General features: G+C 67.9%; 26 protein-coding genes and 1 tRNA gene. 19 read left to right on the forward strand and 8 right to left on the reverse strand.

Annotated features, from left to right (window positions below; genetic code table 11):
* The first annotated feature begins 72 nt into the window (after positions 1–72).
* From AB6807_RS33070 to AB6807_RS33085, 4 genes are read left to right on the forward strand one after another with little or no spacing between them, the layout of a single operon-like run.
* Positions 73–1002: a branched-chain amino acid ABC transporter permease gene (locus tag AB6807_RS33070; RefSeq protein WP_116908391.1), complete on the forward strand. Its 930-nt coding sequence runs from the start codon at positions 73–75 to the stop codon at positions 1000–1002.
* 12 nt (positions 1003–1014) lie between these two features.
* On the forward strand, positions 1015–2223 hold the full coding sequence (locus AB6807_RS33075) for a branched-chain amino acid ABC transporter permease (protein WP_371087882.1): 1209 nt from the start codon (positions 1015–1017) through the stop codon (positions 2221–2223).
* Positions 2224–2240: 17 nt separating this feature from the next.
* On the forward strand, positions 2241–3020 hold the full coding sequence (locus tag AB6807_RS33080; RefSeq protein ID WP_116908389.1) for an ABC transporter ATP-binding protein: 780 nt from the start codon (positions 2241–2243) through the stop codon (positions 3018–3020).
* A 16-nt stretch (positions 3021–3036) separates the two neighbouring features.
* Positions 3037–3798: an ABC transporter ATP-binding protein gene (locus AB6807_RS33085; protein ID WP_116908571.1), complete on the forward strand. Its 762-nt coding sequence runs from the start codon at positions 3037–3039 to the stop codon at positions 3796–3798.
* A 99-nt stretch (positions 3799–3897) separates the two neighbouring features.
* Here the strand turns inward: AB6807_RS33085 and AB6807_RS33090 are convergent, their stop codons facing one another.
* Both AB6807_RS33090 and AB6807_RS33095 read right to left on the reverse strand, forming a co-directional pair.
* The gene (locus AB6807_RS33090; RefSeq protein WP_371087883.1) at positions 3898–4875 is read right to left on the reverse strand and encodes a Bug family tripartite tricarboxylate transporter substrate binding protein; all 978 of its coding nucleotides are present in this window, start codon (positions 4873–4875) and stop codon (positions 3898–3900) included.
* A 71-nt stretch (positions 4876–4946) separates the two neighbouring features.
* Positions 4947–6011, reverse strand: coding sequence for a CDP-6-deoxy-delta-3,4-glucoseen reductase (locus tag AB6807_RS33095; protein ID WP_371087884.1), 1065 nt, complete (start codon positions 6009–6011; stop codon positions 4947–4949).
* A gap of 79 nt (positions 6012–6090) precedes the next feature.
* Here AB6807_RS33095 and AB6807_RS33100 point away from each other — a divergent pair, with 79 nt between their 5' ends.
* Positions 6091–7023, forward strand: coding sequence for an NAD-dependent epimerase/dehydratase family protein (locus AB6807_RS33100; RefSeq protein WP_371087885.1), 933 nt, complete (start codon positions 6091–6093; stop codon positions 7021–7023).
* Positions 7024–7057: 34 nt separating this feature from the next.
* Here the strand turns inward: AB6807_RS33100 and AB6807_RS33105 are convergent.
* Positions 7058–7142, reverse strand: a tRNA-Leu gene (locus AB6807_RS33105).
* A 42-nt stretch (positions 7143–7184) separates the two neighbouring features.
* Between AB6807_RS33105 and cysM the strand changes: the two genes are divergently transcribed.
* The 3 genes from cysM to AB6807_RS33120 all read left to right on the forward strand — a co-directional run bounded on the left by cysM (position 7185) and on the right by AB6807_RS33120 (position 8978).
* A complete protein-coding gene (cysM, locus tag AB6807_RS33110; protein ID WP_116908386.1) occupies positions 7185–8087 on the forward strand; it encodes a cysteine synthase CysM in 903 nt (300 codons plus the stop codon).
* A gap of 92 nt (positions 8088–8179) precedes the next feature.
* Positions 8180–8755 carry an NUDIX domain-containing protein gene (locus AB6807_RS33115; RefSeq protein WP_116908385.1) on the forward strand — a complete coding sequence of 192 codons (576 nt, stop codon included), beginning with the start codon at positions 8180–8182 and terminating at the stop codon, positions 8753–8755.
* Positions 8745–8978: a sulfurtransferase TusA family protein gene (locus AB6807_RS33120; RefSeq protein WP_371087886.1), complete on the forward strand. Its 234-nt coding sequence runs from the start codon at positions 8745–8747 to the stop codon at positions 8976–8978. The genes AB6807_RS33115 and AB6807_RS33120 overlap by 11 nt, the downstream gene beginning before the upstream one ends.
* 83 nt (positions 8979–9061) lie before the next feature.
* Here the strand turns inward: AB6807_RS33120 and galU are convergent, their stop codons facing one another.
* Together galU and AB6807_RS33130 are read right to left on the reverse strand one after the other, a co-directional pair.
* Positions 9062–9952: a UTP--glucose-1-phosphate uridylyltransferase GalU gene (gene galU, locus AB6807_RS33125; protein ID WP_116908383.1), complete on the reverse strand. Its 891-nt coding sequence runs from the start codon at positions 9950–9952 to the stop codon at positions 9062–9064.
* A gap of 114 nt (positions 9953–10066) precedes the next feature.
* Positions 10067–12946 carry a valine--tRNA ligase gene (locus tag AB6807_RS33130; protein WP_371087887.1) on the reverse strand — a complete coding sequence of 960 codons (2880 nt, stop codon included), beginning with the start codon at positions 12944–12946 and terminating at the stop codon, positions 10067–10069.
* 105 nt (positions 12947–13051) lie between these two features.
* Between AB6807_RS33130 and yaaA the strand changes: the two genes are divergently transcribed.
* The 9 genes from yaaA to AB6807_RS33175 all read left to right on the forward strand — a co-directional run bounded on the left by yaaA (position 13052) and on the right by AB6807_RS33175 (position 21612).
* A complete protein-coding gene (gene yaaA, locus AB6807_RS33135; protein ID WP_371087888.1) occupies positions 13052–13834 on the forward strand; it encodes a peroxide stress protein YaaA in 783 nt (260 codons plus the stop codon).
* Positions 13834–14676 carry a 2OG-Fe(II) oxygenase gene (locus AB6807_RS33140; RefSeq protein WP_116908380.1) on the forward strand — a complete coding sequence of 281 codons (843 nt, stop codon included), beginning with the start codon at positions 13834–13836 and terminating at the stop codon, positions 14674–14676. Before yaaA ends, AB6807_RS33140 begins: the two co-directional genes overlap by 1 nt.
* A gap of 29 nt (positions 14677–14705) precedes the next feature.
* Entirely contained in the window at positions 14706–15653 is a 948-nt protein-coding gene (locus AB6807_RS33145) for an alpha/beta fold hydrolase (protein WP_371087889.1), read from the forward strand.
* Positions 15650–16522 (forward strand): NADPH-dependent 7-cyano-7-deazaguanine reductase QueF, encoded by an 873-nt coding sequence (queF, locus tag AB6807_RS33150; protein WP_371087890.1) that lies wholly within the window; start codon positions 15650–15652, stop codon positions 16520–16522. Before AB6807_RS33145 ends, queF begins: the two co-directional genes overlap by 4 nt.
* Positions 16523–16649: 127 nt before the next feature.
* Positions 16650–17540, forward strand: a complete 891-nt coding sequence (locus tag AB6807_RS33155) for a LysR substrate-binding domain-containing protein (RefSeq protein ID WP_116908377.1) — start codon at positions 16650–16652, stop codon at positions 17538–17540.
* A 13-nt stretch (positions 17541–17553) separates the two neighbouring features.
* A complete protein-coding gene (locus tag AB6807_RS33160) occupies positions 17554–18441 on the forward strand; it encodes a LysR family transcriptional regulator (protein ID WP_371087891.1) in 888 nt (295 codons plus the stop codon).
* Between the two features lie 135 nt (positions 18442–18576).
* The gene (locus tag AB6807_RS33165; RefSeq protein ID WP_371087892.1) at positions 18577–19731 is read left to right on the forward strand and encodes a mandelate racemase/muconate lactonizing enzyme family protein; all 1155 of its coding nucleotides are present in this window, start codon (positions 18577–18579) and stop codon (positions 19729–19731) included.
* 84 nt (positions 19732–19815) lie between these two features.
* Positions 19816–20838 (forward strand): Bug family tripartite tricarboxylate transporter substrate binding protein, encoded by a 1023-nt coding sequence (locus AB6807_RS33170; protein WP_371087893.1) that lies wholly within the window; start codon positions 19816–19818, stop codon positions 20836–20838.
* Between the two features lie 66 nt (positions 20839–20904).
* Positions 20905–21612, forward strand: coding sequence for an arylmalonate decarboxylase (locus AB6807_RS33175; protein WP_371087894.1), 708 nt, complete (start codon positions 20905–20907; stop codon positions 21610–21612).
* A gap of 33 nt (positions 21613–21645) precedes the next feature.
* Here AB6807_RS33175 and AB6807_RS33180 read toward each other — a convergent pair whose 3' ends face one another.
* Together AB6807_RS33180 and AB6807_RS33185 are read right to left on the reverse strand one after the other, a co-directional pair.
* Positions 21646–23013: an MmgE/PrpD family protein gene (locus AB6807_RS33180; protein WP_371087895.1), complete on the reverse strand. Its 1368-nt coding sequence runs from the start codon at positions 23011–23013 to the stop codon at positions 21646–21648.
* Positions 23014–23120: 107 nt separating this feature from the next.
* Positions 23121–24284 carry an acyl-CoA dehydrogenase family protein gene (locus AB6807_RS33185; protein WP_371087896.1) on the reverse strand — a complete coding sequence of 388 codons (1164 nt, stop codon included), beginning with the start codon at positions 24282–24284 and terminating at the stop codon, positions 23121–23123.
* A 220-nt stretch (positions 24285–24504) separates the two neighbouring features.
* Between AB6807_RS33185 and AB6807_RS33190 the strand changes: the two genes are divergently transcribed.
* The gene (locus tag AB6807_RS33190; protein WP_116908371.1) at positions 24505–24693 is read left to right on the forward strand and encodes a DUF3606 domain-containing protein; all 189 of its coding nucleotides are present in this window, start codon (positions 24505–24507) and stop codon (positions 24691–24693) included.
* 153 nt (positions 24694–24846) lie between these two features.
* Entirely contained in the window at positions 24847–25572 is a 726-nt protein-coding gene (locus AB6807_RS33195) for a hypothetical protein (protein WP_371087897.1), read from the forward strand.
* Here the strand turns inward: AB6807_RS33195 and AB6807_RS33200 are convergent.
* Positions 25515–26771 (reverse strand): DNA topoisomerase IB, encoded by a 1257-nt coding sequence (locus tag AB6807_RS33200; protein WP_371087898.1) that lies wholly within the window; start codon positions 26769–26771, stop codon positions 25515–25517. The genes AB6807_RS33195 and AB6807_RS33200 overlap by 58 nt on opposite strands.
* Positions 26772–26913: the final 142 nt, after the last annotated feature.

Below are 26913 nucleotides of genomic sequence, written 5' to 3' on the forward strand. Positions count from 1 at the left end.
AAGGGCGCCAAACCGGTGCCTCGGTGGGTGAATGGCACCCCGCAAACGGTGCAACACATAGGGAAACGCGATATGGACATTTTGCTGCAGCAGATCATCAACGGTCTGGTACTCGGCAGCATGTACGCCTTGATAGCCTTGGGCTACACCATGGTGTACGGCATCATCAATCTGATCAACTTTGCGCACGGAGAGGTATTGATGGTGGGGGCTCTGACGAGCTGGACCATCATCGGGCTGATGCAGGAATCGATGCCCGGAACGCCCGGCTGGTTGATCCTCCTCATTTCCCTGGTCATTGCCTGCATCGTCGCGGCAACCCTGAATTTCGTGATCGAGAAGGTGGCCTACCGGCCGCTGCGCAACAGCCCCAAGCTCGCTCCGCTGATCACCGCCATCGGCATGTCGATCCTGCTGCAGACGCTGGCCATGATCATCTGGAAGCCGACCAACAAGGCCTACCCCAACCTGCTGCCCACCGACCCCATCCACGTGGCCGGCGCAGTGATCTCTCCCACGCAGGTCATGATCCTGAGCGTTACCGCGTTCTCGCTGGTGGTGCTGATGTGGCTGGTCAACTACACCAAGCTCGGCCGCGCGATGCGCGCCACCGCCGAGAACCCGCGCGTGGCCGCCCTCATGGGCATTCGCCCCGACATGGTCATCTCGGCCACCTTCATCATCGGCGCCGTGCTCGCGGCCATTGCCGGCGTGATGTACGCATCGAACTACGGCATCGCGCAACACGCGATGGGCTTCCTGCCCGGCCTGAAGGCCTTCACCGCGGCGGTGTTCGGCGGCATCGGCAACCTCGCGGGCGCGGTGGTCGGCGGCATCCTGCTGGGGCTCATCGAAGCCATCGGCTCGGGCTACATCGGCACCCTCACGGGCGGCGTGCTGGGCAGCAACTACAGCGACATCTTCGCGTTCATCGTGCTGATCGTCATGCTCACCCTGCGACCGTCGGGCCTGCTCGGCGAACGCGTGGCGGACCGTGCGTAAGGAGCAGCAACCATGAAGAACAGCAAGAACCTCGCGCTCTACATCGTCGGCATCATCGCCGTGCTCGCGCTGCCCCTGCTGCTGCAGATGCAGGGCAACGCATGGGTGCGCATCGCCGACATCGCACTGCTCTACGTGCTGCTGGCACTGGGCCTGAACATCGTGGTCGGCTATGCCGGCCTGCTCGACCTAGGCTACGTGGCCTTCTTCGCGGTGGGGGCGTACCTCTTCGCGCTGATGGGCTCCTCGCACCTGACCGAGACCTTCCCGTGGTTCAAGGCCATGTTCCCGAACGGGATGCACACCTCGCTGCTGATCGTGATTCCGCTCGCGCTCGTGGTCGCGGGTTGCCTGGGCGTGCTGCTGGGCGCGCCCACGCTGAAGCTGCGGGGCGACTACCTCGCCATCGTGACGCTGGGCTTCGGTGAAATCATCCGCGTGTTCCTGAACAACCTCGACCAGCCGGTGAACATCACCAACGGGCCGAAGGGCATCACGGCCATCGATTCCATCAAGTTCTGGGGCCTCGACCTGGGCAAGGCGTGGAAGTTCGACGGCTTCACCATCTCCTCGGTGTCGCTGTACTACTACCTGTTCCTGGCGCTGGTGATTGCCACGGTGATCATCTCGCACCGGCTGCAGGTCTCGCGCATCGGTCGCGCCTGGATGGCCATCCGCGAAGACGAGATCGCCGCCAAGGCCATGGGCATCAACACCCGCAACATGAAGCTGCTGGCCTTCGGGATGGGCGCGAGCTTCGGTGGCGTGTCGGGCGCGATGTTCGCGGCCTTCCAGGGCTTCGTGTCGCCCGAGTCCTTCAGCCTGATGGAGTCGGTGATGATCGTCGCGATGGTCGTGCTCGGCGGCATCGGCCACCTGCCCGGCGTCATCCTCGGCGCCGTGCTGCTGGCGGCGTTGCCCGAGGTGCTGCGCTACGTGGCCGGTCCGCTGCAGTCGCTCACCGGCGGCCGCCTCGACGCTTCCATCCTGCGCCAGCTGTTCATCGCGCTGGCCATGATCGTCATCATGCTGGTGCGCCCGCGCGGCCTGTGGCCGTCGCCCGAGCACGGCAAGACGCTCACCAAGAAGGGCGGCGTGCCCGTCGACGCGGCCCACGCGGCCGTGGCCCCGGGTTCGTTGCAGACGCATGCGCCGGGCATCGATACGCCCGCCGACCAGTTGCCCGGCGGTGCCGAGCGTCCCATGTCGATCAATCCGTGAGCCGAGGAGACACAGACATGACGACAAACACCGACACCATCCTCGACGTTCGCGGCATCTCCAAGCGCTTCGGCGGCTTGCAGGCGCTCTCGGACGTGGGCATCACCATCAAGCGCGGCCAGGTCTACGGCCTGATCGGCCCCAACGGCGCGGGCAAGACCACGTTCTTCAACGTGATCACCGGGCTGTACACGCCCGACAGCGGCAGCTTCGAACTCGCGGGCAAGCCTTACCAGCCGACGGCCGTGCACGAAGTGGCCAAGGCCGGCATCGCGCGCACCTTCCAGAACATTCGCCTGTTCGCCGAAATGACGGCGCTGGAGAACGTGATGGTCGGGCGCCACATCCGCACGAATTCGGGCGTGTTCGGCGCCATGCTGCGCACCCGCAGCTTCAAGGCCGAAGAAAAAGCCATTGCCGACCGCGCGCACGAACTGCTTGACTACGTGGGCATCGGCAAGTTCGCCGACTACAAGGCGCGCACGCTGAGCTACGGCGACCAGCGCCGCCTCGAAATCGCGCGTGCCCTGGCCACCGACCCGCAGCTCATCGCGCTGGACGAACCGGCCGCCGGCATGAACTCCACCGAGAAGGTGGCGCTGCGCGAACTCATCGACCGCATCCGGCGGGACAACCGCACCATCCTGATCATCGAACACGACGTCAAGCTCATCATGGGCCTGTGCGACCGCGTGACCGTGCTGGACTACGGCAAGCAGATTGCCGAGGGAACCCCGGTGGACGTGCAGAAGAACGAGAAGGTGATCGAGGCCTACCTCGGCACCGGAGGCCACTGAAATGAGCGCAGCAACCATGAGCGAACAAGAAACCGTGTCGAATGCCGCGCAAGCCAAGGCGGCCGGCAAGACGCTGCTGAAGGTCAGCGGCCTGAAGGTGGGCTACGGCGGCATCCAGGCCGTGAAGGGCGTGGACTTCGAGGTGCGCGAGGGCGAGTTGGTCTCGCTCATCGGCTCCAACGGCGCCGGCAAGACCACCACCATGAAGGCCATCACCGGCACGCTGCCCGCGGGCGCGGGCCACATCGAGTTCCTGGGCCGCAGCATCAAGGGCCGCGGCGCCTGGGACCTGGTGGGCGAAGGCCTGGTGATGGTGCCGGAAGGCCGTGGCGTGTTCACGCGCATGACCATCACCGAGAACCTGCAGATCGGCGCCTACATCCGCAAGGACAAGGCCGAGATCGCCAGCGACATGGAGCGTGTGTTCGTCACCTTCCCGCGCCTGCGCGAGCGCAAGGACCAGCTGGCGGGCACGATGTCGGGCGGCGAGCAGCAGATGCTGGCCATGGGCCGCGCGTTGATGGCGCGCCCCAAGGTGCTGCTGCTGGACGAACCCACCATGGGCCTGTCGCCCATCATGTGCGACAAGATCTTCGAGGTGGTGCAGACCGTGGCCTCGCAGGGCGTGACCATCCTGCTGGTGGAGCAGAACGCCAACCGCGCGCTGCAACTGGCCGACCGGGGCTATGTCATGGAGTCGGGGCTCATCACGATGAATGGTGAAGCCAAGGCGCTGTTGAGCGACCCGCGCGTGCGGGCCGCGTACCTCGGCGAATAGGGTCGTCGAAGTCTCACTCAGCAATACCGCGGAACCGGCATTGCCGGGCCGCTGGTATTACCGCCCGAACGGGCGGCCAGGTGCATGACACGCTGGAGGTCAGTCGACCTTTGCGCCGGTCGCCTTCACGACCGCTTCGTACTTCGACAGCTCGCTCTTCATGAACGCGCCGAACTGCTCCGGCGAGCTGGCCACCGGCTCGGCCAGCAGGCCGGCGAAGCGGGTCTTGGTTTCCGGCGCGTTCAATGCCGCCACGAAGGCCTGGTTCAGTTTCACGACCACGTCGTGCGGCGTGCCGGCCGGCGCGACCAGCCCCCACCACGTGTCGATGGAAAAGCCCTTGAGCGTGTCCGCGATGGGCGGCACCTCGGGCAGCGAGCTGCTGCGCTGCAGCGTGGTCACCGCAATGGCCTTGAGCTTGCCCGAGCGGATGTTGGGCGCGGCGGTGGCGAGGTTGTCGAAGTTGAAGTCGACCTGCCCAGAAATCAGCGCCAGCTGCGCCGGGCTGCCGCCGTTGTACGGAATGTGCAGCGCGAAGATGCCCGCTTCCTTCTTGAACAGCTCGCCCGCCAGGTGCCCGGCGCTGCCGTTGCCGCCGCTGCCGTAGTTGAGCTTGGCGGGGTTGGCCTTGGCGTAGCGGATCAGGTCGGCCACGGTGTTGATGTTCAGGCGCTTGGCGGTGTCGGCGTTCATCACCAGCACGTTGGGTACGCGGACCATCTGCGTGATGGGCGCGAAGTCGGTCGCGGCGTTGAACGGGATCTTGTTGTAGAGCCAGGGGTTCACCGCGTTGGTAGCCGTGGCCGCAATGCCGATGGTGAGACCGTCGGCCGGCGCCTTGGCCACGATGTCGGCACCGATGTTGCCGCCCGCGCCTGGCTTGTTGTCGATGATGACCGGGCCCAGCGTGTCCTTCACGCGTTCGGCCAGGATGCGCGCCGTGTTGTCGATGGGCCCGCCGGCCGCGTACGGAACTACGAGGCGAATGGGGCGCTGTTGCTGGGCCATGGCCTGGCCGGTGCCCATCAGGGCGGTGGCGCTGGCGAGCAGCGTGAGGAGGAAGTGTCTCGTCTTCATTGTTTTGCGGGTTTTTCTCAGGGAAATCAGGGGAGCCAGGGGAATCAAGGGAATCAAGGGAATCAGGAGCGTCAGGGCAGGGCCTTGTCGGCCTCCGTGGTGAACGCGTCGGCGAAGAACTCTTCTTCGGGCAGGCCGGCCAGCGCCACGTAGTCGCGCTTGGCCGAGTCGACCACGATGGGCGCGCCGCAGGCATACACCTGGTGGCCCGAGAGGTCGGCAAAGTCTTGCAGCACGGCCTGGTGGACGAAGCCGGTGCGCCCGGTCCAGTTGTCGTCGGGCGTGGCGTTGGACACGACGGGCACGTAGCGCAGGTGGGGCATCTGCGCCATCTGCTCGCGCAGCCATGCGTCCATGTACAGGTCTTCGGGGCGGCGGCCGCCCCAGTAGAGCGTGACGGGCCGCTCGATGGCCTTGTGCTTCATGTGCTCCAGCAACGCCTTGATCGGCGCGAAGCCCGTGCCGGAGGCCAGCAGCACCATCGGCTTGTCGGAGTCCTCGCGCAGGAAGAAGCTGCCGAAGGGGCCTTCGATGCGCAGGATTTCCTTCTCTTTCATCGTGCCGAACACATGGTCGGTGAACTTGCCGCCGGGCAGGTGCCGCAGGTGCAGCTCGATGCCCGTGCCGGGCTCGCCCAGTGTGTGCGGCGCGTTGGCCATCGAGTAGCTGCGGCGGGCGCCGTCGCGCAGGATGAACTCCACGTACTGGCCCGCATGGAACTGCAGCGGCTCGCCGGCCGGCAGCTGCAGTCGCACCATCATCACGTCGTGCGACAGCCGCGTGAGGCCTTGCACGCGCACCGGCATCTTGCGGATCGGCATGGCGCCGGCCTCGGTGACCTGGCGCGACTCGAGCACCACGTCGCTCGTGGCGTGGGCGCAGCAGGTCAGCACAAAACCGGCGAGCTGTTCCTCGGCGCTCAGGGCCTTGCTCTGGTGCGGGCCGAGCGTGACCTCGCCGGAGAGCTTGCGGCACTTGCAGGAGCCGCAGGCGCCATCCTTGCAGCCGTAGGGGAGGCCGATGCCCTGGCGGATGCCGGCCGCCAGGATGGTTTCGTCGCCGTGGACCACGAAGTGGCGCCCGCTGGGTTCGACGGTGATGGAAAAGCCCGCCTCGTGCGGCGCGGTAGCAGTCATCGGTATTCTTCGGGGGGTAAATATCTCCCGGCTTGCGGGCAGGCTCGGGAGCAACTGAATTCGGACAGGAACCAAGATTTTGCCTTCAATCAATAGCCCCTCCGGCGCCCTGCCGGCGCGGTTCCGGCGCGAGCGCCTCCTGATCGTCGGTTGCGGCGATGTCGGCCAGCGCGTGGCGCGCGACCTCAGAGGCCGGATGCAACTCGTCGCGCTCACGTCCTCGGCCGACCGCGTGGGCGGCCTGCGCGCGGCCGGCATCCGCCCGCTGCTTGGCAACCTGGACGACGCGGCCACCCTGCGCCGGCTCGCGGGCATCGCCACCCGGGTGCTGCACCTGGCCCCGCCCGCGCGCGACGGCGGCGCCGCCTGGTGGCGCGACCAGCGCACCACGGCGCTGGCGCGCGCGCTTCGGTTGCGCTCGGTGCCTTCGACCATCGTCTATGGCTCGACCAGCGGCGTGTATGGCAACTGCGAAGGCGCCCACGTGAGCGAAACCCGCGCCGTGCGCCCCGACACCCCGCGCGCCCATCGCCGCGTGGACGCCGAGCGCGCCATGCGATGGCTGGGCCGCAGCGCCGGCGTGCGCGCCAGCATCCTGCGCATTCCGGGCATCTACGCGCCCGACCGCGAGAACGGCACGCCCCGCGCCCGCCTGGAGCGCGGCACGCCCGTGCTGAGGCGCGAAGACGACGTGTACACCAACCACATCCACGCCGACGACCTGGCGCGCGCCTGCGTGGCGGCGCTGTTCCGGGGCAAGCCACAGCGCATCGTGCATGCGTCGGACGACACCGAGCTGCGCATGGGCGACTACATCGACCTGGCCGCCGACCTGTACGGCATGCCGCGCCCGCCACGCGTCGCGCGCGGCGAGGCCGAGCGGCAATTGCCGGTGCAGCTGCTGAGTTTCATGGGGGAGTCGCGCCTGCTGGACAACACGCGACTGAAGCGCGAGTTGCGGGTGCGGTTGGCTTATCCAACGGTGCACACCGGTTTGCAGGAAGCGGCCTGACCTGAGGGTCAATGCAGATCAGGCCGTCAAAGTGTGGTGCCCGGGGCCGGAATCGAACCGGCACACCTTTCGGTGGGGGATTTTGAGTCCCCTGCGTCTACCAATTTCACCACCCGGGCAGGGTTCTGAAGCAAGCCCAAAATTATGGCACAGTGGCTGCCATGAATTATCCGACGATCGAAGATGCCATCGGCAAGACCCCCCTGGTCGCACTGCAACGCATCCATGCGGCAGAAAACGCCAAGCGCGGCAACGTGATTCTCGGCAAGCTCGAAGGCAACAACCCCGCAGGTTCGGTCAAAGACCGGCCGGCCCTCTCGATGATCAAGCGCGCCGAAGAGCGCGGCGAGATCAAGCCCGGCGACACGCTGATCGAAGCCACCTCCGGCAACACCGGCATTGCCCTGGCCATGGCCGCGGCCATCAAGGGTTATCGCATGGTGCTCATCATGCCGGAGGACCTCTCCGTGGAGCGCGCCCAGACCATGAAGGCCTTTGGCGCCGAGCTCGTGCTCACGCCCAAGAGCGGCGGCATGGAATACGCCCGCGACCTGGCCGAGCAGATGGTCGGCCAGGGCAAGGGCCGCGTGCTCGACCAGTTCGCCAACCCCGACAACCCGCGCATCCACTACGAGACCACCGGCCCCGAGATCTGGGCCGACACCAAGGGCAAGGTCACGCACTTCGTGAGCGCGATGGGCACCACCGGCACCATCACCGGCGTGTCGCGCTTCCTGAAAGAGAAGAACCCCGCGGTGCGCATCATCGGCGCGCAGCCGGCCGAGGGCTCCCGCATTCCGGGCATCCGCAAGTGGCCGGCCGAGTACATGCCCAAGATCTTCGATCCGAGCCGCGTCGATCAGGAAATCAGCGTGACCCAGGACGACGCCGAGGAAATGTGCCGGCGCCTGGCGCGTGAAGAGGGCATCTTCGGCGGCATTTCGGCAGCCGGCGCCCTGTGGGCCGCGCTCGAGGTGTCGAAGACGGTCGAGAACGCGACCATCGTGTTCGTGGTCTGCGACCGCGGCGACCGCTACCTCTCCACCGGCGTGTTCCCCGCCTGACCCAAAGCGCCAGGACCCCGCAGTACTTCTCAACCCGCCATCCGCCCGCTCGCTCGCCAGCAGGCGCGGCCATAAAAAGAAAAGAGACTTCCATGCCCCATCCCAAGTTCTGCCAGGTCTGCGCCACGCCGCTCGAGTGGATCGCGTTGATGGAAGACGGCGGCCCTAAGGAGCGGCTGCGCTGCCCCAACTGTGGCCACACGCACTGGAACAACCCCACGCCCGTGCTCGCCGCCATCGTCGAGTACCGCGGCCAGGTGCTGCTGGCGCGCAATGCGGCATGGCCGGGCAAGATGTTCGCGTTGATCACCGGCTTCATGGAAGCCGGCGAAACGCCCGAGGAAGGCATCGCGCGCGAGGTGAAGGAAGAAACCAACCTCGACGTCAGCGCCACCAAGCTGGTGGGGGCCTACGACTTCCAGCGCATGAACCAGATCATCATCGCGTACCACGTGGTGGCCGACGGCGAGGTCAAGCTCTCGCCCGAGCTGGTCGACTACCGCCTGTACGACCTGCCGGACCTGAAGTGCTGGCCCGCCGGCACCGGCTACGCGCTCGCCGACTGGCTGCGCACGCGCGGGCATGAGCCGGTGTTCTTCACCGCCGCGGAAAACGAAGAGCGTCGCCGCGGCCTGAACCTGCCGCCGGAGCCAGGCAATGCCAGCTGAAGTCGACCGCGAACTCGACACGCGCGGCCTGAACTGCCCGCTGCCCATCCTCAAGGCGAAGAAATCGCTCAACGACATGGCGAGCGGCCAGCTGCTCAAGGTGGTGTCCACCGACCCCGGATCGATCCGCGACTTCCAGGCCTTCGCGCGCCAGACGGGCAACGAGCTGGTGGAGCAGGAGACGGTGGGGAGCGACTTCATCCACGTCCTGAAGCGCCGCTGATCCGGCAGAACAAAAGCAAAAGGGCCGCATCAGCGGCCCTTTTCACAAGCATGTTCAGCGCAACCGCGCGCTGACGCGCACGCTTACAGCTTCAGGCTCTTGAGGTACTCGCGAAACTCCGCGCCCACCTCGGGGTGCGCCAGCGCCAGCTCCACGGACGCCTGCAGGAAGCCTTCCTTGCTGCCGCAGTCGTAGCGGATGCCCTTGTACGAATAGGCGTAGACCGATTCCTTCTTCATCAGCGCAGCGATGCCGTCGGTCAGCTGGATCTCGCCGCCCGCGCCCTTGGGCTGATTGCGAATCTCGGCGAACACGCCCGGCGTGAGGATGTAGCGGCCGGCCACGCCCAGGCGCGACGGTGCGTCTTCGGGCTTGGGCTTTTCCACCATGTGGCTGACCTTGACCAGGCCATCCTCGATGGCGTCGCCGGCCACGATGCCGTAGCGCTTCACGTGTTCCAGCGGCACTTCCTGCACCGCCAGCAGCGAGCTGCCCAGGCGGTCGAAGGTGGCGGTCATTTGCGCCAGCACCGGCTGGCCGCCGACGGGGCCGACCATCAGGTCGTCCGCCAGCAGCACGGCGAAGGGCTCGTTGCCCACCAGGTGCTCGGCGCACAGCACGGCATGGCCCAGGCCCAGCATGCGCGGCTGGCGCACGTACGAGCAGGTCATGTCGTCGGGCATCACCGAGCGCGCGATGTTCAGCAGGGCGGTCTTGCCGCTGGCCTCGAGCTGGCTTTCGAGCTCGTAGGCGGTGTCGTAGTGGTCTTCGATGGCGCGCTTGTTGCGGCCCGTGACGAAGATCATGTCGCGGATGCCCGCGGCATAGGCCTCTTCCACGGCGTACTGGATCAGCGGCTTGTCCACCACCGGCAGCATTTCCTTGGGCTGTGCCTTGGTGGCGGGCAGAAAGCGGGTGCCAAAGCCCGCCACGGGAAATACAGCCTTGCGGATACGTGTCGATGGTGTGGACATGGGCAGGTTCTGCTTCAGTTTTGTTGGAAGAAGGTAAGTAAGTGCGCCGGGCGCGCTGGAACAGCAAGCAATTGCTGAACCAGCATCCTAAACGCCCCCGATTTCACACGTCTGTCAGCCGAGGCGCACAAGCTGGTCGCGCAGGCGCTCCAGCGTGGCGCTGAAGTCGGCCAGGCGCTTGCGCTCCTGGTCGATCACCGCGGAAGGCGCCTTGGCCACGAAGGCCTCGTTGCCCAGCTTGCCGTGCACCTTGGCAATCTCGCCTTCGATGCGCGCAATTTCCTTGCCGATGCGCAGCTTCTCCGCGGCCTTGTCGATTTCCATGTGCAGGCACAGGCGCACCGCGCCCACCACCGCCACGGGTGCCGCCTCGGCCGCGGCCTGCCAGGAGGCCTCGTCGTCGAAGACCTTCACTTCCTTGAGCTTGCCCAGCGCCTGCAGCACCGGCGCCGATTCGCGCAGGAAAGCCGCGCCCTCGGCATCGTCGGCCACCGCGTACAGCGGCAGGCGCATGGCGGGCGACACGTTCATCTCGCCGCGCAGCGTGCGGCAGGCGTCGACCAGGCCCTTCAGCCGTGCGACGTGCGCCTCGGCGGCTTCGTCGATCTTCTCGGGCTGGCTCTTCGGATACGCCGCCACCATGATCGACGCGCCCTCGCGCCCCGCGACCGTCGACACCTTCTGCCACAGCTCTTCGGTGATGAACGGAATCACCGGGTGCGCCAGGCGCAGCAGCGTTTCCAGCGTGCGGATGAGCGTGCGGCGCGTGGCGCGCTTTTGCGAGTCGTCGCCGGTCTGGATCTGCACCTTGGCAATTTCCAGGTACCAGTCGCAGAACTCGTCCCAGGCGAACTGGTAGATGGCGTTGGCCACGTTGTCCAGGCGGTATTCCTCGAAGCCCTTGGCTACCTCGGCTTCCACGCGCTGCAGCTGCGACACGATCCAGTAGTCGGCGCGGCTGAACTTCAGGTAGCCGTGGGCCGGGCCGCCGACCTTGCAGTCTTCCTTGGTGTGTTCCAGCAGGCCGCAGTCCTGGCCCTCGCAGTTCATCAGCACGAAGCGCGTGGCGTTCCAGAGCTTGTTGCAGAAGTTGCGGTAGCCCTCGCAGCGCTTCGAGTCGAAGTTGATGCTGCGGCCCAGCGAAGCCAGCGAGGCGAAGGTGAAGCGCAGCGCATCGGCGCCGAAGGCCGGAATGCCCTCCGGGAATTCCTTCTGCGTGTTCTTGCGCACCGCGGGTGCGGTCTCGGGCTTGCGCAGGCCCTGCGTGCGCTTGTCGAGCAGCGCGGGCAGCTGGATGCCGTCGATCAGGTCCACCGGGTCGAGCACGTTGCCCTCGGATTTGCTCATCTTCTTGCCCTGCGCGTCGCGCACCAGGCCGTGGATGTACACGTGCTTGAACGGCACCTTGCCGATGAAGTGCTTGGTCATCATGATCATCCGGGCGACCCAGAAGAAGATGATGTCGTAGCCCGTCACCAGCACGGTGGAGGGCAGGTACAGCTCGAGGTCCTGCGTCTTCCCGGGCCAGCCCAGCGAAGAGAAGGGCACCAGGGCCGACGAGTACCAGGTGTCGAGCACGTCCTCGTCGCGCACCAGCGTCTTGCCCGGTGCCTTGGCTTGCGCGTCGGCCTCGTTCTCGGCCACGTACACGTTGCCGTCCTCGTCGTACCAGGCCGGAATCTGGTGGCCCCACCAGAGCTGGCGCGAGATGGTCCAGTCCTGGATGTTCTCCATCCAGTGGTTGTAGGTGTTGACCCAGTTCTCGGGCACGAAGCGCACCTCGCCCGACTTCACCACGTCGATGGCCTTCTGCGCGATCGACTGGCCGTCGGCGCCGGGGCGCGTCATGGCCACGTACCACTGGTCGGTGAGCATCGGCTCCACGATGGCGCCCGAGCGCGCGCAGCGCGGCACCATCAGCTTGTGCTTCTTCACCTCGACCAGCAGGCCCAGCGCGTCCAGGTCGGCCACGATGGCCTTGCGCGCCACGAAGCGGTCCAGCCCGCGGTACTTCTCGGGCGCGTTGTCGTTGATGGTCGCGTCCAGCGTGAGGATGCCGATCACCTCCAGCTTGTGGCGCTGGCCGACGGCATAGTCGTTGTAGTCGTGCGCCGGCGTGACCTTGACCACGCCCGTGCCGAAGGCCTTGTCGACGTAGTCGTCGGCAATGATCGGAATCAGGCGGTCCACCAGCGGCAGCTTCACGCGCTGGCCGATCAGGTGCTTGTAGCGGTCGTCTTCCGGGTGCACCATGACGGCGGTGTCGCCCAGCATGGTCTCGGGGCGGGTGGTGGCCACGGTCAGCGTGCCGCTGCCGTCTTCCAGCGGGTAGGCGATGTGCCAGAGCGAGCCTTCTTCCTCTTCGCTTTCCACCTCGAGGTCGCTCACCGAGGTCTTCAGCACCGGGTCCCAGTTGCCCAGGCGCTTGCCGCGGTAGATCAGGCCTTCTTCGTACAGCTTCACGAAGGTGTGGGTCACCACCTTCGAGAGGTCGTCGTCCATGGTGAAGTATTCGCGGCTCCAGTCGACCGTGTCGCCCATGCGGCGCATCTGCTCGGTGATGGTGTTGCCCGACTTTTCCTTCCATTCCCACACGCGCGCCACGAAGTTCTTGCGGCCCAGGTCGTGGCGGCTGACCTTCTGCTCCTGCAGTTGGCGCTCCACCACGATCTGCGTGGCGATGCCCGCGTGGTCGGTGCCCGGCACCCACACGGTGTTGTCGCCCTTCATGCGGTGGTAGCGCGTGAGGCTGTCCATGATCGTCTGGTTGAACGCATGGCCCATGTGCAGCGTGCCCGTCACGTTGGGGGGCGGCAGCTGGATGGCGAACGCGTCGGCACCTTCCTTGGGTTGCTGCGTGCCGCGGAAGCCCGCCTTGGCGTAGCCGCGCTTTTCCCATTCCGGGCCCCAGTGCGCCTCGATGGCGGCGGGTTCGAAGGATTTCGACAGGCTGTCGAGGCCGGGTTGGGCAGGGGGGGTGATGGGTTCGCTCATGGGGAATGCAAAACGGCACCCTCGGGTGCCGTTGGTGACAGGGTGGGATTGCCGGGGATTTTACCGGCGCCGTTCCGCGTCACGGCAGCCACTCATAATTCCGGGATGCTCTTCCTGCTCTCCCCTGCAAAGTCGCTCGACTACGACACCCCGGTCCCCTCCGAAATCCCCGCCACCCAACCCCATTTCGAATCCGCCCGCGGCCCCTCGGTCGAGCTGATCAAGCTGCTGCGCGAGAAGTCGCCCCAGCAGGTCTCCGAGCTCATGCACCTGTCGGACAAGCTCTCCGCGCTGAACGTGGCCCGCTACGAGGCCTGGGCCAGCAAGAGCACCCTGAAGAACGCGCGCCAGGCCGCCTTCGCCTTCGACGGCGATGTGTACGGAGGCCTCGACGCCCGCACGCTCACCCCGGCGCAAGTGGCCTGGGCGCAGGACCACATCGGCATCCTGAGCGGGCTGTACGGCCTGCTGCGCCCGCTCGACCTGCTGCAGCCCTACCGCCTCGAAATGGGCACCCAGCTGGCCAACCGCCACGGCAAGGACCTGTACGCCTTCTGGGGCTCGCGCATTGCCGAGCACCTGAACGAGCGCCTGGCGGCCGACCGCACGCCGGTGGTGGTGAACGTCGCTTCGCAGGAATACTTCAAGTCGGTCGACCGGAAGGTGCTCAAGGCCCGCGTGGTCGAATGCGTGTTCGAGGAATGGAAGGGCGACAAGTACAAGATCGTGAGCTTCTTCGCCAAGCGCGCCCGCGGCCTGCTGGCCCGCTGGGCCGTGCAGCACAAGGCCGCCACGCCCAAGGCACTGGAAAAGTTCGACCTCGAAGGTTATGGTTTCGCCGCAGAGGTATCCACGGCCGAAAGGCTGGTGTTCAGGAGGAAAGTCTGATGTCCCAACCGATCAGCCCGGAGCTGCGCGAATGGCTGGTGGCCCAGCTCGCGGCCGGGCACTCGGTGCCAGCGTTGCGCGCTTCGATGCGCGCGGCCGGCTGGCACGACGCTGCCGCCGACGTGGCGCTGGCGCAGCTCGAAGCCGGTTTCCCCAACGTCGAGGTGGCGCTGGCGCCCGCGCGCACTGAAATGCCCGGGCCCGACCTGGACGGCGCGCCGCTGTACATCGACGCCGGCGACCGCCGCGTGCAGGTGCTGCAGACCATGCGCCACCCGCGCGTGGTGGTGTTCGGCAACCTGCTGTCCGACGAGGAGTGCGACAGCCTGATCGCCGCCGCGCGCGTGCGCCTGGCGCGCTCGCTCACCGTCGAAACGCGTACCGGCGGCGAGGTGCTCAACGTCGATCGCACCAGCGACGGCATGTTCTTCGAGCGCGGCGAGAACGAGACCGTCGCGCGCCTGGAGCAGCGCCTCGCCACGCTGCTGCGCTGGCCGCTGGAGTTCGGCGAGGGCCTGCAGATATTGCGCTATGCCCCCGGCGCACAGTACCGCCCGCACTACGACTACTTCGACCCCGGCGAGAGCGGCACGCCCACCATCCTGAAGCGCGGCGGCCAGCGCGTGGCCACGCTCGTCATGTACCTGCAGGAGCCCGAGGGCGGCGGTGCCACCACCTTCCCCGACGTGGGGCTCGAGGTGGCGCCCGTGCGCGGCACCGGCGTGTTCTTCAGCTACGACCGGCCCGACCCCGTCACCCGCACGCTGCACGGCGGCGCGCCGGTGCTGGCGGGCGAGAAGTGGGTCGCCACCAAGTGGCTGCGCGAGCGCGAGTTCAAGTAGACCCCTCACACCAAGGACCCAAGGACCGGATGAAAGTCACCGCCAACGGACTGCAGATCGAAGTCGACGACACCGGGGGCGAGGGCCGCCCCGTCATCCTGCTCATCATGGGCCTGGGCATGCAGCTGGTGGCCTGGCCCACCGCCTTCGTGCAGCAGCTGGTGGACGCGGGCTTTCGCGTGGTGCGCCACGACAACCGCGACATCGGCCTGAGCCAGGGCTTCGACCATGCGGGCACCGGCAACGTGGTGTGGCAAACCATTCGCCACCGCCTCGGGCTGAAGGTGCACTCGGCCTACACGCTGCAGGACATGACGCTCGACTCCATCGGCGTGCTCGACGCGCTGGGCATCGAAAAAGCCCACATCGTGGGCGCGTCGATGGGCGGCATGATCGCCCAGCGCCTGGCCGCCACCGCGCCGCAGCGCACGGCCAGCCTCGTGAGCATCATGAGTTCCAGCGGCGCGCGCGGCCTGCCCGGCCCGCGTCGAGAAGTGGCCGCCATGCTCATGCGCCGGCCGCGCGGGCGCAGCGAGAGCGATCTGGTGGCGCACAGCATCCGGCTGCTGCGGCTCATCCAGAGCCCGGCCTATCCGCAGACCGACGAAGCGCTGGCCGAGCGCCTCACCTTCGGCCTGCGCCGCTCGTACCATCCGGCCGGCCTGATGCGCCAGATGCTCGCCATTGGCGCCGACGCCGAGCGCCCGCAGGTGCTGCCGCGCATCCACGTGCCTACGCTGGTGCTGCACGGCGACGCCGATGCGCTGGTGCCCATCGCCTGCGGCCAGGACACGGCGAAGCGCATTCCGGGCGCCAGGTTCGTCGCCGTTCCCGGCATGGGCCACGACCTGCCACCCGAGGTGTGCACCATCCTCGCCAACCACATCGCCCCGTTCGCCCACGCCGCGGACACCGCGGACACGGCGCACACCGCGCACCCCGCGGACACCGCGTTCGCCAAGGACACAGCCCCATGAGCCACGACAACCCCCACAACACCAACACCCCCGAGCAATCGCAGCTCGGCCGCGCTTCCGCCTACGCCGACCGCTACGACCCCACGCTGCTGTTCCCCATCGCGCGCGCCACGCAGCGCGAGGCCATGGGCATCAAGCCCGACGCCTTGCCCTTCTTCGGCGCCGACCTGTGGACCGCCTTCGAGGTCAGCTGGCTCAACGCCCGCGGCAAGCCGCAGCTGGCCATCGCGCACTTCACCATCCCGTGCGAGACGCCCAACATCATCGAGAGCAAGAGCTTCAAGCTCTACCTCAACAGCTTCAACAACAGCACCTTCGCCAGCGTCGACGAAGTGCGCGAGCACCTGCGCACCGACCTGGCCGAGGCCGCCTGGCGCGGCAGCGACCGCTCGGGCGGCATCGGTGTGACGCTGCTGGCGCCCGACCTGTTCGACCGCGAGCCGGTGCACGAGCTCGACGGGCTCGACCTCGACCGCCTGGACATCGAGTGCACCCACTACCAGCCCGCCCCCGAGCTGCTCAGCAGCGACACCACGCAGGTGCACGTGAACGAAACCCTGACCAGCCGGCTGCTGAAGAGCAACTGCCTGGTCACCGGCCAGCCCGACTGGGGCAGCGTGCAGATCCGCTACAGCGGCCCGCCCATCGACCAGGCCGGGCTGCTCGCGTACATCGTGAGCTTTCGCAACCACAACGAGTTCCACGAGCCCTGCGCCGAGCGCATGTTCACGGACATCTGGAACCGCTGCAAGCCGGTCAAGCTCGCGGTGTACGCGCGCTACACGCGCCGCGGCGGGCTGGACATCAACCCCTTCCGCACCAGCTGGCCGCAGGCGCTGCCGGCGAACATCCGCACCGCGCGGCAGTAGGCCGGGGCGTGCGCAGCGCGTTCAGCCGGGTGATGCGCGCCTGCATGCACGGCTGTGTATGCGGCTGTATGTGCGGCTCGATGCACCGGACAATCCGCGTTCCTCCCGCTTTCCTGTGGCCCCTCCGGTGAACCTGCATTTCGACCTGTTCGACCTGAAACTGTTCGTCTACGTGGCGGAGGCGCGCAGCCTCACGCGCGGCGCCGAGAAGGCCTGCATTTCCCTGGCGGCCGCCTCCACCCGCATCAAGCAGATGGAAGAAGCCGTGGGCGGCAAGCTGCTGCACCGCAGCGCCCAGGGCGTGAGCCTCACGGCCGCGGGGCAGGCCGTGCTGTACCACGCCAAGCGCGTGATGCAGCAGATGGAGCACCTGCGCTGCGACATGCAGGACTTCGGCAAGGGCATCAAGGGCCATGTGCGGGTGTTCGCCAACACCACCTCCATCACCGAATACCTGCCCCAGAAGCTCGCCGGCTTTCTCACGCAGCACCCGGCGGTGCAGGTGGACCTGCGCGAATACCTGAGCGAGGAAATCGTGCGCGCCGTGGCCGACGGCGAGGCCGACATCGGCATCCTGGCCGGCGACGTGCACACCGGCGACTTCGACGCGCGCGCCTTCGGCAGCAACCAGCTGGTGCTGGTGGTGCCCGTGGCGCATCACCTGGCCGGCGCGGCTTCGGTGGCCTTCGCCGACACGCTCGACGAGCAGCACGTGGGCCTGCACCACGGCAGCGCCATCCACCGCTTTCTGCAGCGCCGCGCCGAGCTGGCGGGCCGCGGTTTCAACCCGCGCATCCAGGTCAGCAGCTTCGAGGCCATCTGCCTGATGATCGAAGCGGGCGTGGGTGTCGGCGTGCTGCCGGCGTCTTCGGCGCAGCGGCTGTCGATGGCCATGCGCATCGCCACCGTGGCGCTCAGCGACGCCTGGGCCGAGCGCGAGCTCAAGCTCATCGCGCGCAACCGCGAGCAGCTGCCGGCCTCCGCGCGCGAGCTGTTCGACCACCTCGTCGCACCCTGAAGGCACCCGCGCCATGTCCGCCGACCTGAAGTCGCTGCGCCTGTTCGTCACCGTGGCCGACCACGGCAGCATCAGCGAAGGCGCCAAGCGCTGCCACATCGCGCTGGCCGCCGCCAGCAAGCGCATTTCCGACCTCGAGGCCCGCGCGCGGCTGCCGCTGCTGGTGCGCCATGCGCGCGGCGTCACGCTCACATCGGCGGGGCACGGCCTGCTGCTGCACGCGCGCTCGGTGCTCTCGGCCATGGACCGGCTGGGCGCCGAGCTGGACGACTTCCAGAACGGCGTGGCCGGCGTGGTGAGCATCACGGCCAATGCCTCGGCCATCGCGCAGTTCCTGCCCGCGCAGATCGGCTCCTTCTTGCGGCTGCACCCGGTGCTGAAGATCGACCTGCAGGAGCGCGCCAGCACCGAGGTGGTGAAGGCCGTGCAGGCGGGGCTGGCCGACATCGGCGTGATCGAGGGCCACACCCCGGCCGACGGGCTGGAGTGCCTGCCGTACCGCACCGACGAGCTGGCCGTGGTCATCGCGCGCGACCATCCGCTGGCGCGGCGCAAGCGCATCGGCGTGGCCGAGGTGCTGGTGTACGACCACATCGTGGTGCGCGAAGGCACGGCGCTGCACCGCGTGCTGCTGGCCGCCGCGCTGGAGGCGCAGGTGCCGCTGAAGGTGCGCATGCAGGTGGGCAGCTTCGACATGGTGTGCCGCATGGTGGAGCAGGGCATCGGCATCGGCGTGCTGCCCTATGCCGCCATCCTGCCGCAGCTGCAGAACATGAAGCTGCGCTGCCTGAAGCTGGACGCCCCCTGGGCGATGCGCCGCCACCTGCTGTGCGTGCGCCGGCAGCAGGAGCTGACCGTGGCCGCGCGCTCGGTCCTGGAGCACCTCGGCCGGCCTGATTGAGCTCCTGGGGCCCTGAACCCCCTGAACCCCCTGAGCCGCGAGCCTTCGCGCCGCGCGAAGGCTCGAAGTCGCCAAAAACGAATTGTTCTCCCGCGGCCCGCGCGCAAAGATGCGTGCAAACCAAAGGAGACAACCTTGAAGATCGTTCGCGTCAGCGCCACGCCGCTGAACATTCCCGTGACCGTCGACGTGGTCGGCCTGAACAAGCAGACCTCGCTGTCGCTGTGCCTGACCGAGATCGAGACCGACACCGGCCTCGTGGGCCATGGCATGACGGCCATCACCGAGGAAGAAATCATTGCCGCCGCCGTGCGCGAGGTGGCCGGCCCCGCGCTCATCGGCGAAGACCCGATGGCCACCGAGCGCCTGTGGGACAAGCTCTACTGGCTGCTGTCGCCGCGCGGGCAGACCGGCTACGCGAGCCACACCATCGCCGCGCTCGACATCGCCCTGTGGGACCTGAAGGCCAAGGCGCTCGGCCAGCCGCTGTGGCGCCTGCTGGGCGGCGCACGCGCCAAGGTGCCGGTGTACGCCACCTTCGGCTTCGGCTTCTTCGAGCGCGACCAGCTCGCCGCCGCCGCCAAGCTGTGGGTGTCGCAAGGCTTCCAGCGCCTGAAGATGACGGTGGGCAACCACGCGCTGGCGCGCCGCGACGAGCCGCGCCCGCTCGACGAGGTCATTGCCGAAGACGTGCGCCGCGTGGCCGCCGTGCGCGAGGCCGTGGGCCCCGACGTGAAGCTGTACGTGGACGCCAACTGCGGGCTGGACCTGTTCCACGCCACCGAGCTGGCGCAGCGCATCGAGCCCTACGGCATCACCTTCTTCGAGGAGCCGCTCACGCAGAACGACGTACGCCAGATGGCCCAACTGCGCGCGCGCACCCGCATCCCGCTGGCCTGCGGCCAGAACGAGGGACTGGCCTTCCGCTTTCGCGACCTGCTGGTGAACCAGGCGGCCGACGTGCTGCAGCCCAACGTGACCATCTCGGGCGGCTATTCGCAGTGCCTGAAGATCGCCGGCATGGCGCAGGCCTTCAACGTGCCTATCGACAACGGCGGCGCCTGGCCCTTCCACAACATGCACCTGCATGCGGGCGTGTCGAACGGCGGGCTGGTCGAGTACCACTACGTGGCGGTGCAGATGCTCAAGCAGATCTTCGACGGCCTGCCGGTGCCCGACCAGGGCTGGCTCACGCTGCCCGAGACGCCGGGCCTGGGCTTCGTGCCCAATGCCGAACGCGTGCGCGAACTGGCGAAGCTGCCGACCTCGCACGGCAAGGGCAAGGCCTGAGCGGCAAGCTCTTTTTCTCGAACGACTTTTCTTCACGACCAGGCCGCGCAGATGGCCGGCGAACCCGACCACAACGGAGACATGATGAAAGACAGACAAGCAATCCGCCCGCCACGCCGGCAGGCCCTGCGCACGGCGATGGCACTGGCCCTGGCCTCGGGCGCCGCCATGCTCGCCACGTTCGCCGCCCCGGCGGCGTGGGCCCAGAAGTACCCCGACAAACCCATTCGCCTCGTGGTCGGTTATTCGGCCGGCGGCGGTGTCGACGCGGTGGCGCGCCTGCTCGGCGTGCGCCTGTCGGCCGCGCTGGGCCAGCAGGTGCTGGTGGAGAACCGCACCGGCGCCACCGGCCTCATCGCGGCCGAGTTCGTCGCCAAGGCCCCCGCCGACGGCTACACGCTGATGATGGGCGACAGCGCCTTGCTCATCGCCAAGCTGCTGCAACCGAAGATCGGCATCGATCCGCTCACCAGCTTCAAGCCGGTGGCGGGCGCCTTCGTCTCGCCGCTGATGATCGTCACGGGCAACGACTTTCCGGCGAAGACGCCGGCCGAGCTGGTCAAGGAAATCAAGGCCAATCCGTCGCGCTACTCGTATGCCACCTCGGGCGTGGGCACCGTGCAGCACCTGGGTTTCGAAATGCTCAAGCAGGCCACCGGCAGCACGGTGGTGCACGTGCCGTACCGCGGCGCCGCGCAGATCGTGCCCGACGTGATCGGGGGCCAGATTCCCATCGGCGTGGTGAGCGCCACGGCCGGCATGGCGCAGGCCAAGGCGGGCAAGCTGCGCGCGCTGGCGTTGATGAACACGGCCAAGCTCGACGGCGTGGAAGGCGTGCCGCCGCTGGCCGACGCGCTGCCTGGTTTCGACGTGGCGCCGCGCATCTTCGTGCTTGCGCCTGCGGGGACGCCGAACGACGTGGTCGACAAGCTGTCGGCCGCGGTGAAGTCCGTGCTCGACACGCCGGACGCCGGCACCGCCGCGGCCACGCTGGGCACGCTGCGTGCCTACGCCACGCCGGCCCAGCTGGGCAAGGACATGGCTGCTGAAACCACGCGGTGGAAAAAGATCATTGCTGATCAGCACATCGTGGCCGAGGGGAATTGACGTCCGCGGTTCACCCGCCCCGAAAAAGAGCACACGTGCAAAGCAACCCAATCTGGAGCCAATGAAATGACAACGCCACTTCTAGGCCTCATCGTTCCCCCCGCAGCCGGCGCGGTGCCGGTAGACGGCCCGCTGCTCTACGGCGAGCGCATTCGCTTCACGGCAAAAGGCCTGGGTCTCGGAGAGATTTCCACGCGCGGTTACCTCGACGTGATCGACTCGGTGGTCGAGAAGGCGGTCGCGCTCAAGCAAGAGGGCGTGAGTGCGGTCTCGCTCATGGGCACCTCGCTGAGCTTCTTTCGGGGGGCGGCATTCAACCGGCAACTCGAAGTCGAGATGGCGCGCGCCACCGGTCTTCCCTGCACCACGATGAGCAACGCCATCGTCGGTGCGCTGCGGCACCTGAACGTGCGGCGCGTGGCAGTGGCCACCGCGTACATCGACGAGGTCAACGTGCACCTGCGCAAGTACCTGGAGCAGAGCGACTTCGAACCGCTCGCGCTCGAAGGCCTGTCGATTTCCGATGTGCGGGCCGTGGGCGAGGTGCCCACGCAGGTGCTGGTGGACCTGTGCGTGAAGGTGTTCGACGCGCAACCCGGCGCCGACGGCATCCTGATTTCCTGCGGCGGACTGGTCACGCTCGACGCGGTGCGCGAGGTGGAAGCGCAGCTCGGCGTGCCCGTGGTGTCCAGCTCGCCCGCGGGCTTCTGGGACCTGGTGGGCAGCGCGGGGCTCGATGCGCGCTCGCCTGGGCAGGGGCGACTCTTTGCCTGATTTCGCCTGATCTGGCCTGACCAGGTCCAGGACTCAGCCCAGCCAGCGCCCCACGCGCGGCGCGGCTTCCAGCTGCCACACCCGTTCGCACAGCGCTTTCGCCTCTTCGGCCGTGGCGCCCTCGCCGTAATGCGCAAGGCGCTGCATCTTGTCTTCGATCTCGGCGCGGCTCAGGCTGTTGCCCGGGTCGCCCTTGGGCTCGTCGACGCGGCCGTGCAGCGAGCGGCCGTCGGCGGTCTGCACGCTCACCTTGCCGATCCAGCGCGCGGGGTAGGCGGTGTCGACCTCGTCGTCGAGCTGCATCGTCACCTTCTCGCGGAAGGCCGAGACCTCGGGCGACACGAAGTCGCGGTCGAACTCGCCCAGGCCCGCGCGGCCGTGCACCGCGATCAGCCCCAGCACCGTGCCCATCGAGGACTTGCCCTGGTGCACGGTGGTCGGCACCGTCACGCGGCCCAGCACGTCGATGGCGCCCTGGTGCACGTGCGTGGTCACGCGCGACACGTCGGCGGGCGCGAGCCTGTGCTGCGTCATCACCTGCAGCAACGCGTCGGCGGCGGGGTGCGTGTGGCGGCACGAGGCGTGGTACTTGAACGATGTTTCGGCCAGCGTCCAGCGCGTGCCCAGGCCGTCGGTGAGCTTCGCCGGGTCGGCATCGCTCGACATGCCCACGCCCAGGCCCTGCGCGCCTTCGAGGATCTTCGCCGCGCCGGTGAAGCCGTCTTGCGCCAGGTAGGCCGACATCAGGCCGCTGGAGGCCGCGTGCGCGCAGTGCAGCTGCTTGGAGTCGGCCGCGTCGCGCAAGAACTCCCACACGCCGGCCGACTGCGTGCCCGCCGAGCCGAAGGCATGCAGCATCTGCTGCGGCGTGAGGTCCAGCAGCCGGCCCACCGCTGCGGCCGCAGCCAGCGTGCCGGCCGTTGCCGTCGTGTGAAAGGTCTTGTAGTGCGAGCGGCCCAGGAACTCGCCCACGCGAATGCCGACCTCGTAGCCCGCGACCACGGCCGCGAGCAGTTGCGCGCCGCTGGCGCCGATGCTCTGCGCCACGGCCAGCGCGGGCGCGATGACCACGGCGGCGGGGTGGAACACCGAGCCGTTGTGCACGTCGTCCTGCTCCACGAAGTGCGAGGCCGCGGCATTCACCATGGCCGCGAACAACGGCGAGCTGGTGCGGCGCGAGGTGAGTATTTCGCTCGGCCCCTCGGCCGGACCCATCGCCTGCGCGAAGCGCTCGATGCTGCGGATGGGCCGCGCCGTGCGCGCCGCGAGCACCGAGCCCAGCCAGTCGAGCATCAGGTCTTCGGTGCGGCGCAGCACCGGGGCGGGAATGTCGGCGAATTGCAGTTCGGCGGCGAAGGTCGCGAGCGTCTTGCCGGGATGGTCGGTGGCAGGGGAAGTCATGAAGGGTCCTTTTCGTGGAACACCGAGGAACCGGCTTGGCCGGGCCTCGGGTGTGGCCCCGGCAGGGGGCTGGCGAAGCGACACGATGTGCGCGAAACCTGGGCGAATCAAAACGACCGGGGCAGGCCGAGCATGTGTTCGGCCACGTAGCTCAGGATGAGGTTGGTCGAAATCGGCGCCACCTGGTACAGCCGCGTCTCGCGGAACTTGCGCTCGATGTCGTATTCGCACGCAAAGCCGAAGCCGCCGTGGAACTGCAGGCAGGCATTGGCGGCCTCCCAGCTCGCCTTGGCCGCGAGGTACTTCGCCATGTTGGCCTGCGCGCCGCAGGGCTGGCGCGCGTCGAACAGCCGGCAGGCCTCGTAGCGCATGAGGTTGGCCGCCTCGATCTCGATGAACGCTTCGGCTATCGGAAACTGCACGCCCTGGTTCTGGCCGATGGGCCGGCCGAACACCACGCGCTCCTTGGTGTAGGCCGTGACGCGGTCGATGAACCAGTAGCCGTCGCCGATGCATTCGGCCGCGATCAGCGTGCGCTCGGCGTTCAGGCCGTCCAGGATGTACCTGAAGCCCTGGCCTTCCTCGCCGATGAGGTTCTCGGCCGGAATCTCGAGGTTCTCGAAGAACAGCTCGTTGGTCTCGTGGTTGACCATGTTGAGAATGGGCTGCACCGTGAGCCCCTTGCAGATGGCCTCGCGCAGGTCGACGATGAAGATTGACATGCCTTCGGACTTCTTCTTCACGTCCGCCAGCGGCGTGGTGCGCGCCAGCAGGATCATCAGGTCCGAATGCTGGATGCGGGAGATCCACACCTTCTGCCCGTTGACGACGTAGCGGTCGCCCTTCTTCACGGCCGTGGTCTTGATCTTGGTGGTGTCGGTGCCGGTGGTGGGCTCGGTGACGCCCATCGATTGCAGGCGCAGTTCGCCGCTGGCGATGCGGGGCAGGTACTCGCGCTTTTGCGCCTCGCTGCCGTGGCGCAGCAGCGTGCCCATGTTGTACATCTGGCCGTGGCAGGCGCCGGAGTTGCCGCCGCAGCGGTTGATTTCTTCCATGATCACCGAGGCCTCGGTCAGGCCCAGGCCCGAGCCGCCGTACTCTTGCGGAATCAAGGCGGCCATCCAGCCGGCCTTGGTGAGCGCGTCGACGAACTCGGCGGGGTAGCCACGCGCTTCGTCGACCTTGCGGAAGTAGGCGTCGGGAAACTGCGCGCACAGGTCGCGCACGGCATCGCGGATGTCGGGGTAGCTCTTGTCGTTGGCGTTGTTCATGGCGACGAATCTAGCCCGCCCTCGGGGCCAGTGGTTCTCTGATTGCGAAACCCTCCCTTCGGAAAATGCAGATGCTCGAGAAAGGACGCAGAAGGGCGGGAGGGTGCCCGCGGCGGGCGGGGTACCGCTCGGACTTCTCCTGCACGCGGCTGCGCCGGCGTCCTCCACCCCGCGGGTGCGGCCCGCCGCATCGTGGTGCCTTCTACAAAAGGAAAACACCATGGCCGATGACCTGAGCAAACGCGGGCCGCAGGATGCGCGCCGCATCAACGTGAACGAACTGCACGAAGTGCGCTACTGGACCCAGACGCTGGGCGTGACCGAGGCGCAGCTGCGCTCGGCCATTGCCGCGGCCGGCGTTGAGGTGAAGGACGTGCGCGTCTACCTCGGCAAGCCCGAGCGCGCTTGAGGGCGCCGTTTTCGCGGCCCGGGCCGCAGGGGCTTCGTAGGCTCGCTCCTACAGCCTTTGCCGGGGGGCGGCACCATACTCGTATTTCCCCTCTCGTTTCAGGAAGTACCCCGTGACCGTGCCCCTCAACCCGACGCCCGTGGCCGCCGCGCGATGAAGTCTTCTCCCAGCGCGCGCAGCTGGATCGCCGCCGGCGTGCGCCACGAATTGCTCACCCGGGCGTTGCCCGCCCTCCGGCACGACATGGCGGCACCGGTGTCGGTGATTCGCATGGCGCTGCTGATGCTCAAGCGCCAGGTGGCCGCCGCCACCATCGACCCCGCCGCCTGCGAAGAGCGCGTGGCCCTCATCGACAACCAGGTGGGCGAACTGGTCGAGGCCATCCGCTCGCTGCGCGACTGGGAGCTGGCCACCACCGACGACGGCATCACCCGCAGCGCGCTGGTCGCGCAGTGCGTGATGCTGATGCGCTCCGCCTTCGACCTGCACGGCGTGTCGCTGGACACCGACGCCGCGCTGGAGCCGCAGGAGCCGCAAGACGAGCAGCGCAAGGAGCACAAGGAGCGCGAAGAACAGGAAGAGCACCGCTGGCCTTCGGCCGCCGCCTTGCGCTACCTGTTCCTCGGTGCCCTGGGCTACCTGCACGATTCCGCCGCCGAGGCCGGTTCGATCCGCATCGAGGCCGACGGCGCCAACGCCCTGCGCCTGCAGGCCGTGCCGCGCGAGCCCGGCACCACGCATGCGGTGCTCGACGCGCACCGCGCGCCGCGCGCACTGGCCATCGACGCCGTGGCGATGCAGAACCTGGCCGAAGACCTCGGCTACGCCGTGACCCTGGACGGCGGCAGCGTGCGCCTGGTGCTCGCCACCGGCAACTGAGCTTTCCCGGCCCCCGTGCCTCGGGGGCCTGGCTTGCTCGTGCCGCCCTTCGTCACCTTCGTCACCTTCGCAACCTTCGTCACGGCGCGCCGCGCGCGCCCCTGACCCTGGCGGTGCGCCTTCAGGAAGGCCAGCATGCGCCGCTCGGCCGCATGCAGCCCGCGCGAAGGCCGCGCCTGGCTGCTGCCGCCGATCTTCTCGAACAACGCGCCCGTGGCCTCGTCGCCATCGGACAGCGCGCTGCCCAGCGCCAGCACGGCCGGGTGCACATAGGCCTTCTTGCAGACCGCCGGCGTGTTGCCCAGCTGCTTGGCCACCGCCGCCAGGATGTCCTTGGCGGTGTAGCGGCTGCCGTCGGCCGCGGTGCGGCCCGGCTCGCAGGCCAGCCGCGTGAGCTCCAGCGCCTGCACCGTGCCGTGCCAGGTGCGGAAGTCTTTCGCGGTGAAGCGCTCGCCGCGCGCGGCCTCGGCCAGGTAGTCGTTCACGTCGGTGGACGACACGCTGTGCGGTTCGCCGTCGTCGTCCGCGTACTGGAACAGGGCCTGCCCCGGCAGCTGCTGGCACTGGCGCACCACCTTGGCGACGCGCGGGTCGTCCAGCCTGGCTTCGTGCATCACGCCGCTCTTGCCCTTGAAGCGCAGCCGCAGCGCCTGGCCCTGCACCGCCGCATGGCGGTTGCGCAGCGTGGTGAGGCCGTAGGAGCCGTTGCTGCTCGCGTACTCCTCGTTGCCCACGCGCATGAGCGTGGTGTCCAGCAGGCGCACCAGCGCCGCCAGCACCCGGTCACGCCCGGGCGTCTTCTGGCCGCGCGGCAGCTTCAGGTCGCGCACCACGCGGGCGCGGATGCGGGGCAGCGCCAGGGCGAAGGCCTCGAGGCGGTCGAACTTGGTCTCGTCCTTCATCGAGCGCCAGTCGGCGTGGTAGCGGTACTGCTTGCGCCCGCGCGCGTCGATGCCGGTGGCCTGCAGGTGGCCGTTGGGCAGCGGGCAGATCCACACCTGCGTGTAGGCCGGCGGAATGGCCAGCATGCGGATGCGCGAGATTTCGTCCACGTCGCGCAGCCAGCGCCCCTTGGCGTCCCGGTAGCGAAAGCGCTCGCCGTGCTTCAGGCGCTGGATGCCCGGCATCTCGGGGGTCACGTAGACCAGTCCGTTGGCGATGGGCGTGGGCTTCGACGGTGGGGTGGAGGCGGCCGGCATGGGGTGGGGTGCGTGAGATGAAGCGAATGACACACCGCTTTTGCCAGCGCCGACAATCGAGGGTTGTAGGACGCCGCAAGAGCAGGCCGTGCGCTGGGCGCGCTTGTTGCTCTGGTGACAGCGTCTCTTTTTTCTTCGCCAT

The organism is Variovorax sp. RCC_210, from assembly GCF_041355175.1.
Taxonomy (GTDB): domain Bacteria; phylum Pseudomonadota; class Gammaproteobacteria; order Burkholderiales; family Burkholderiaceae_C; genus Variovorax.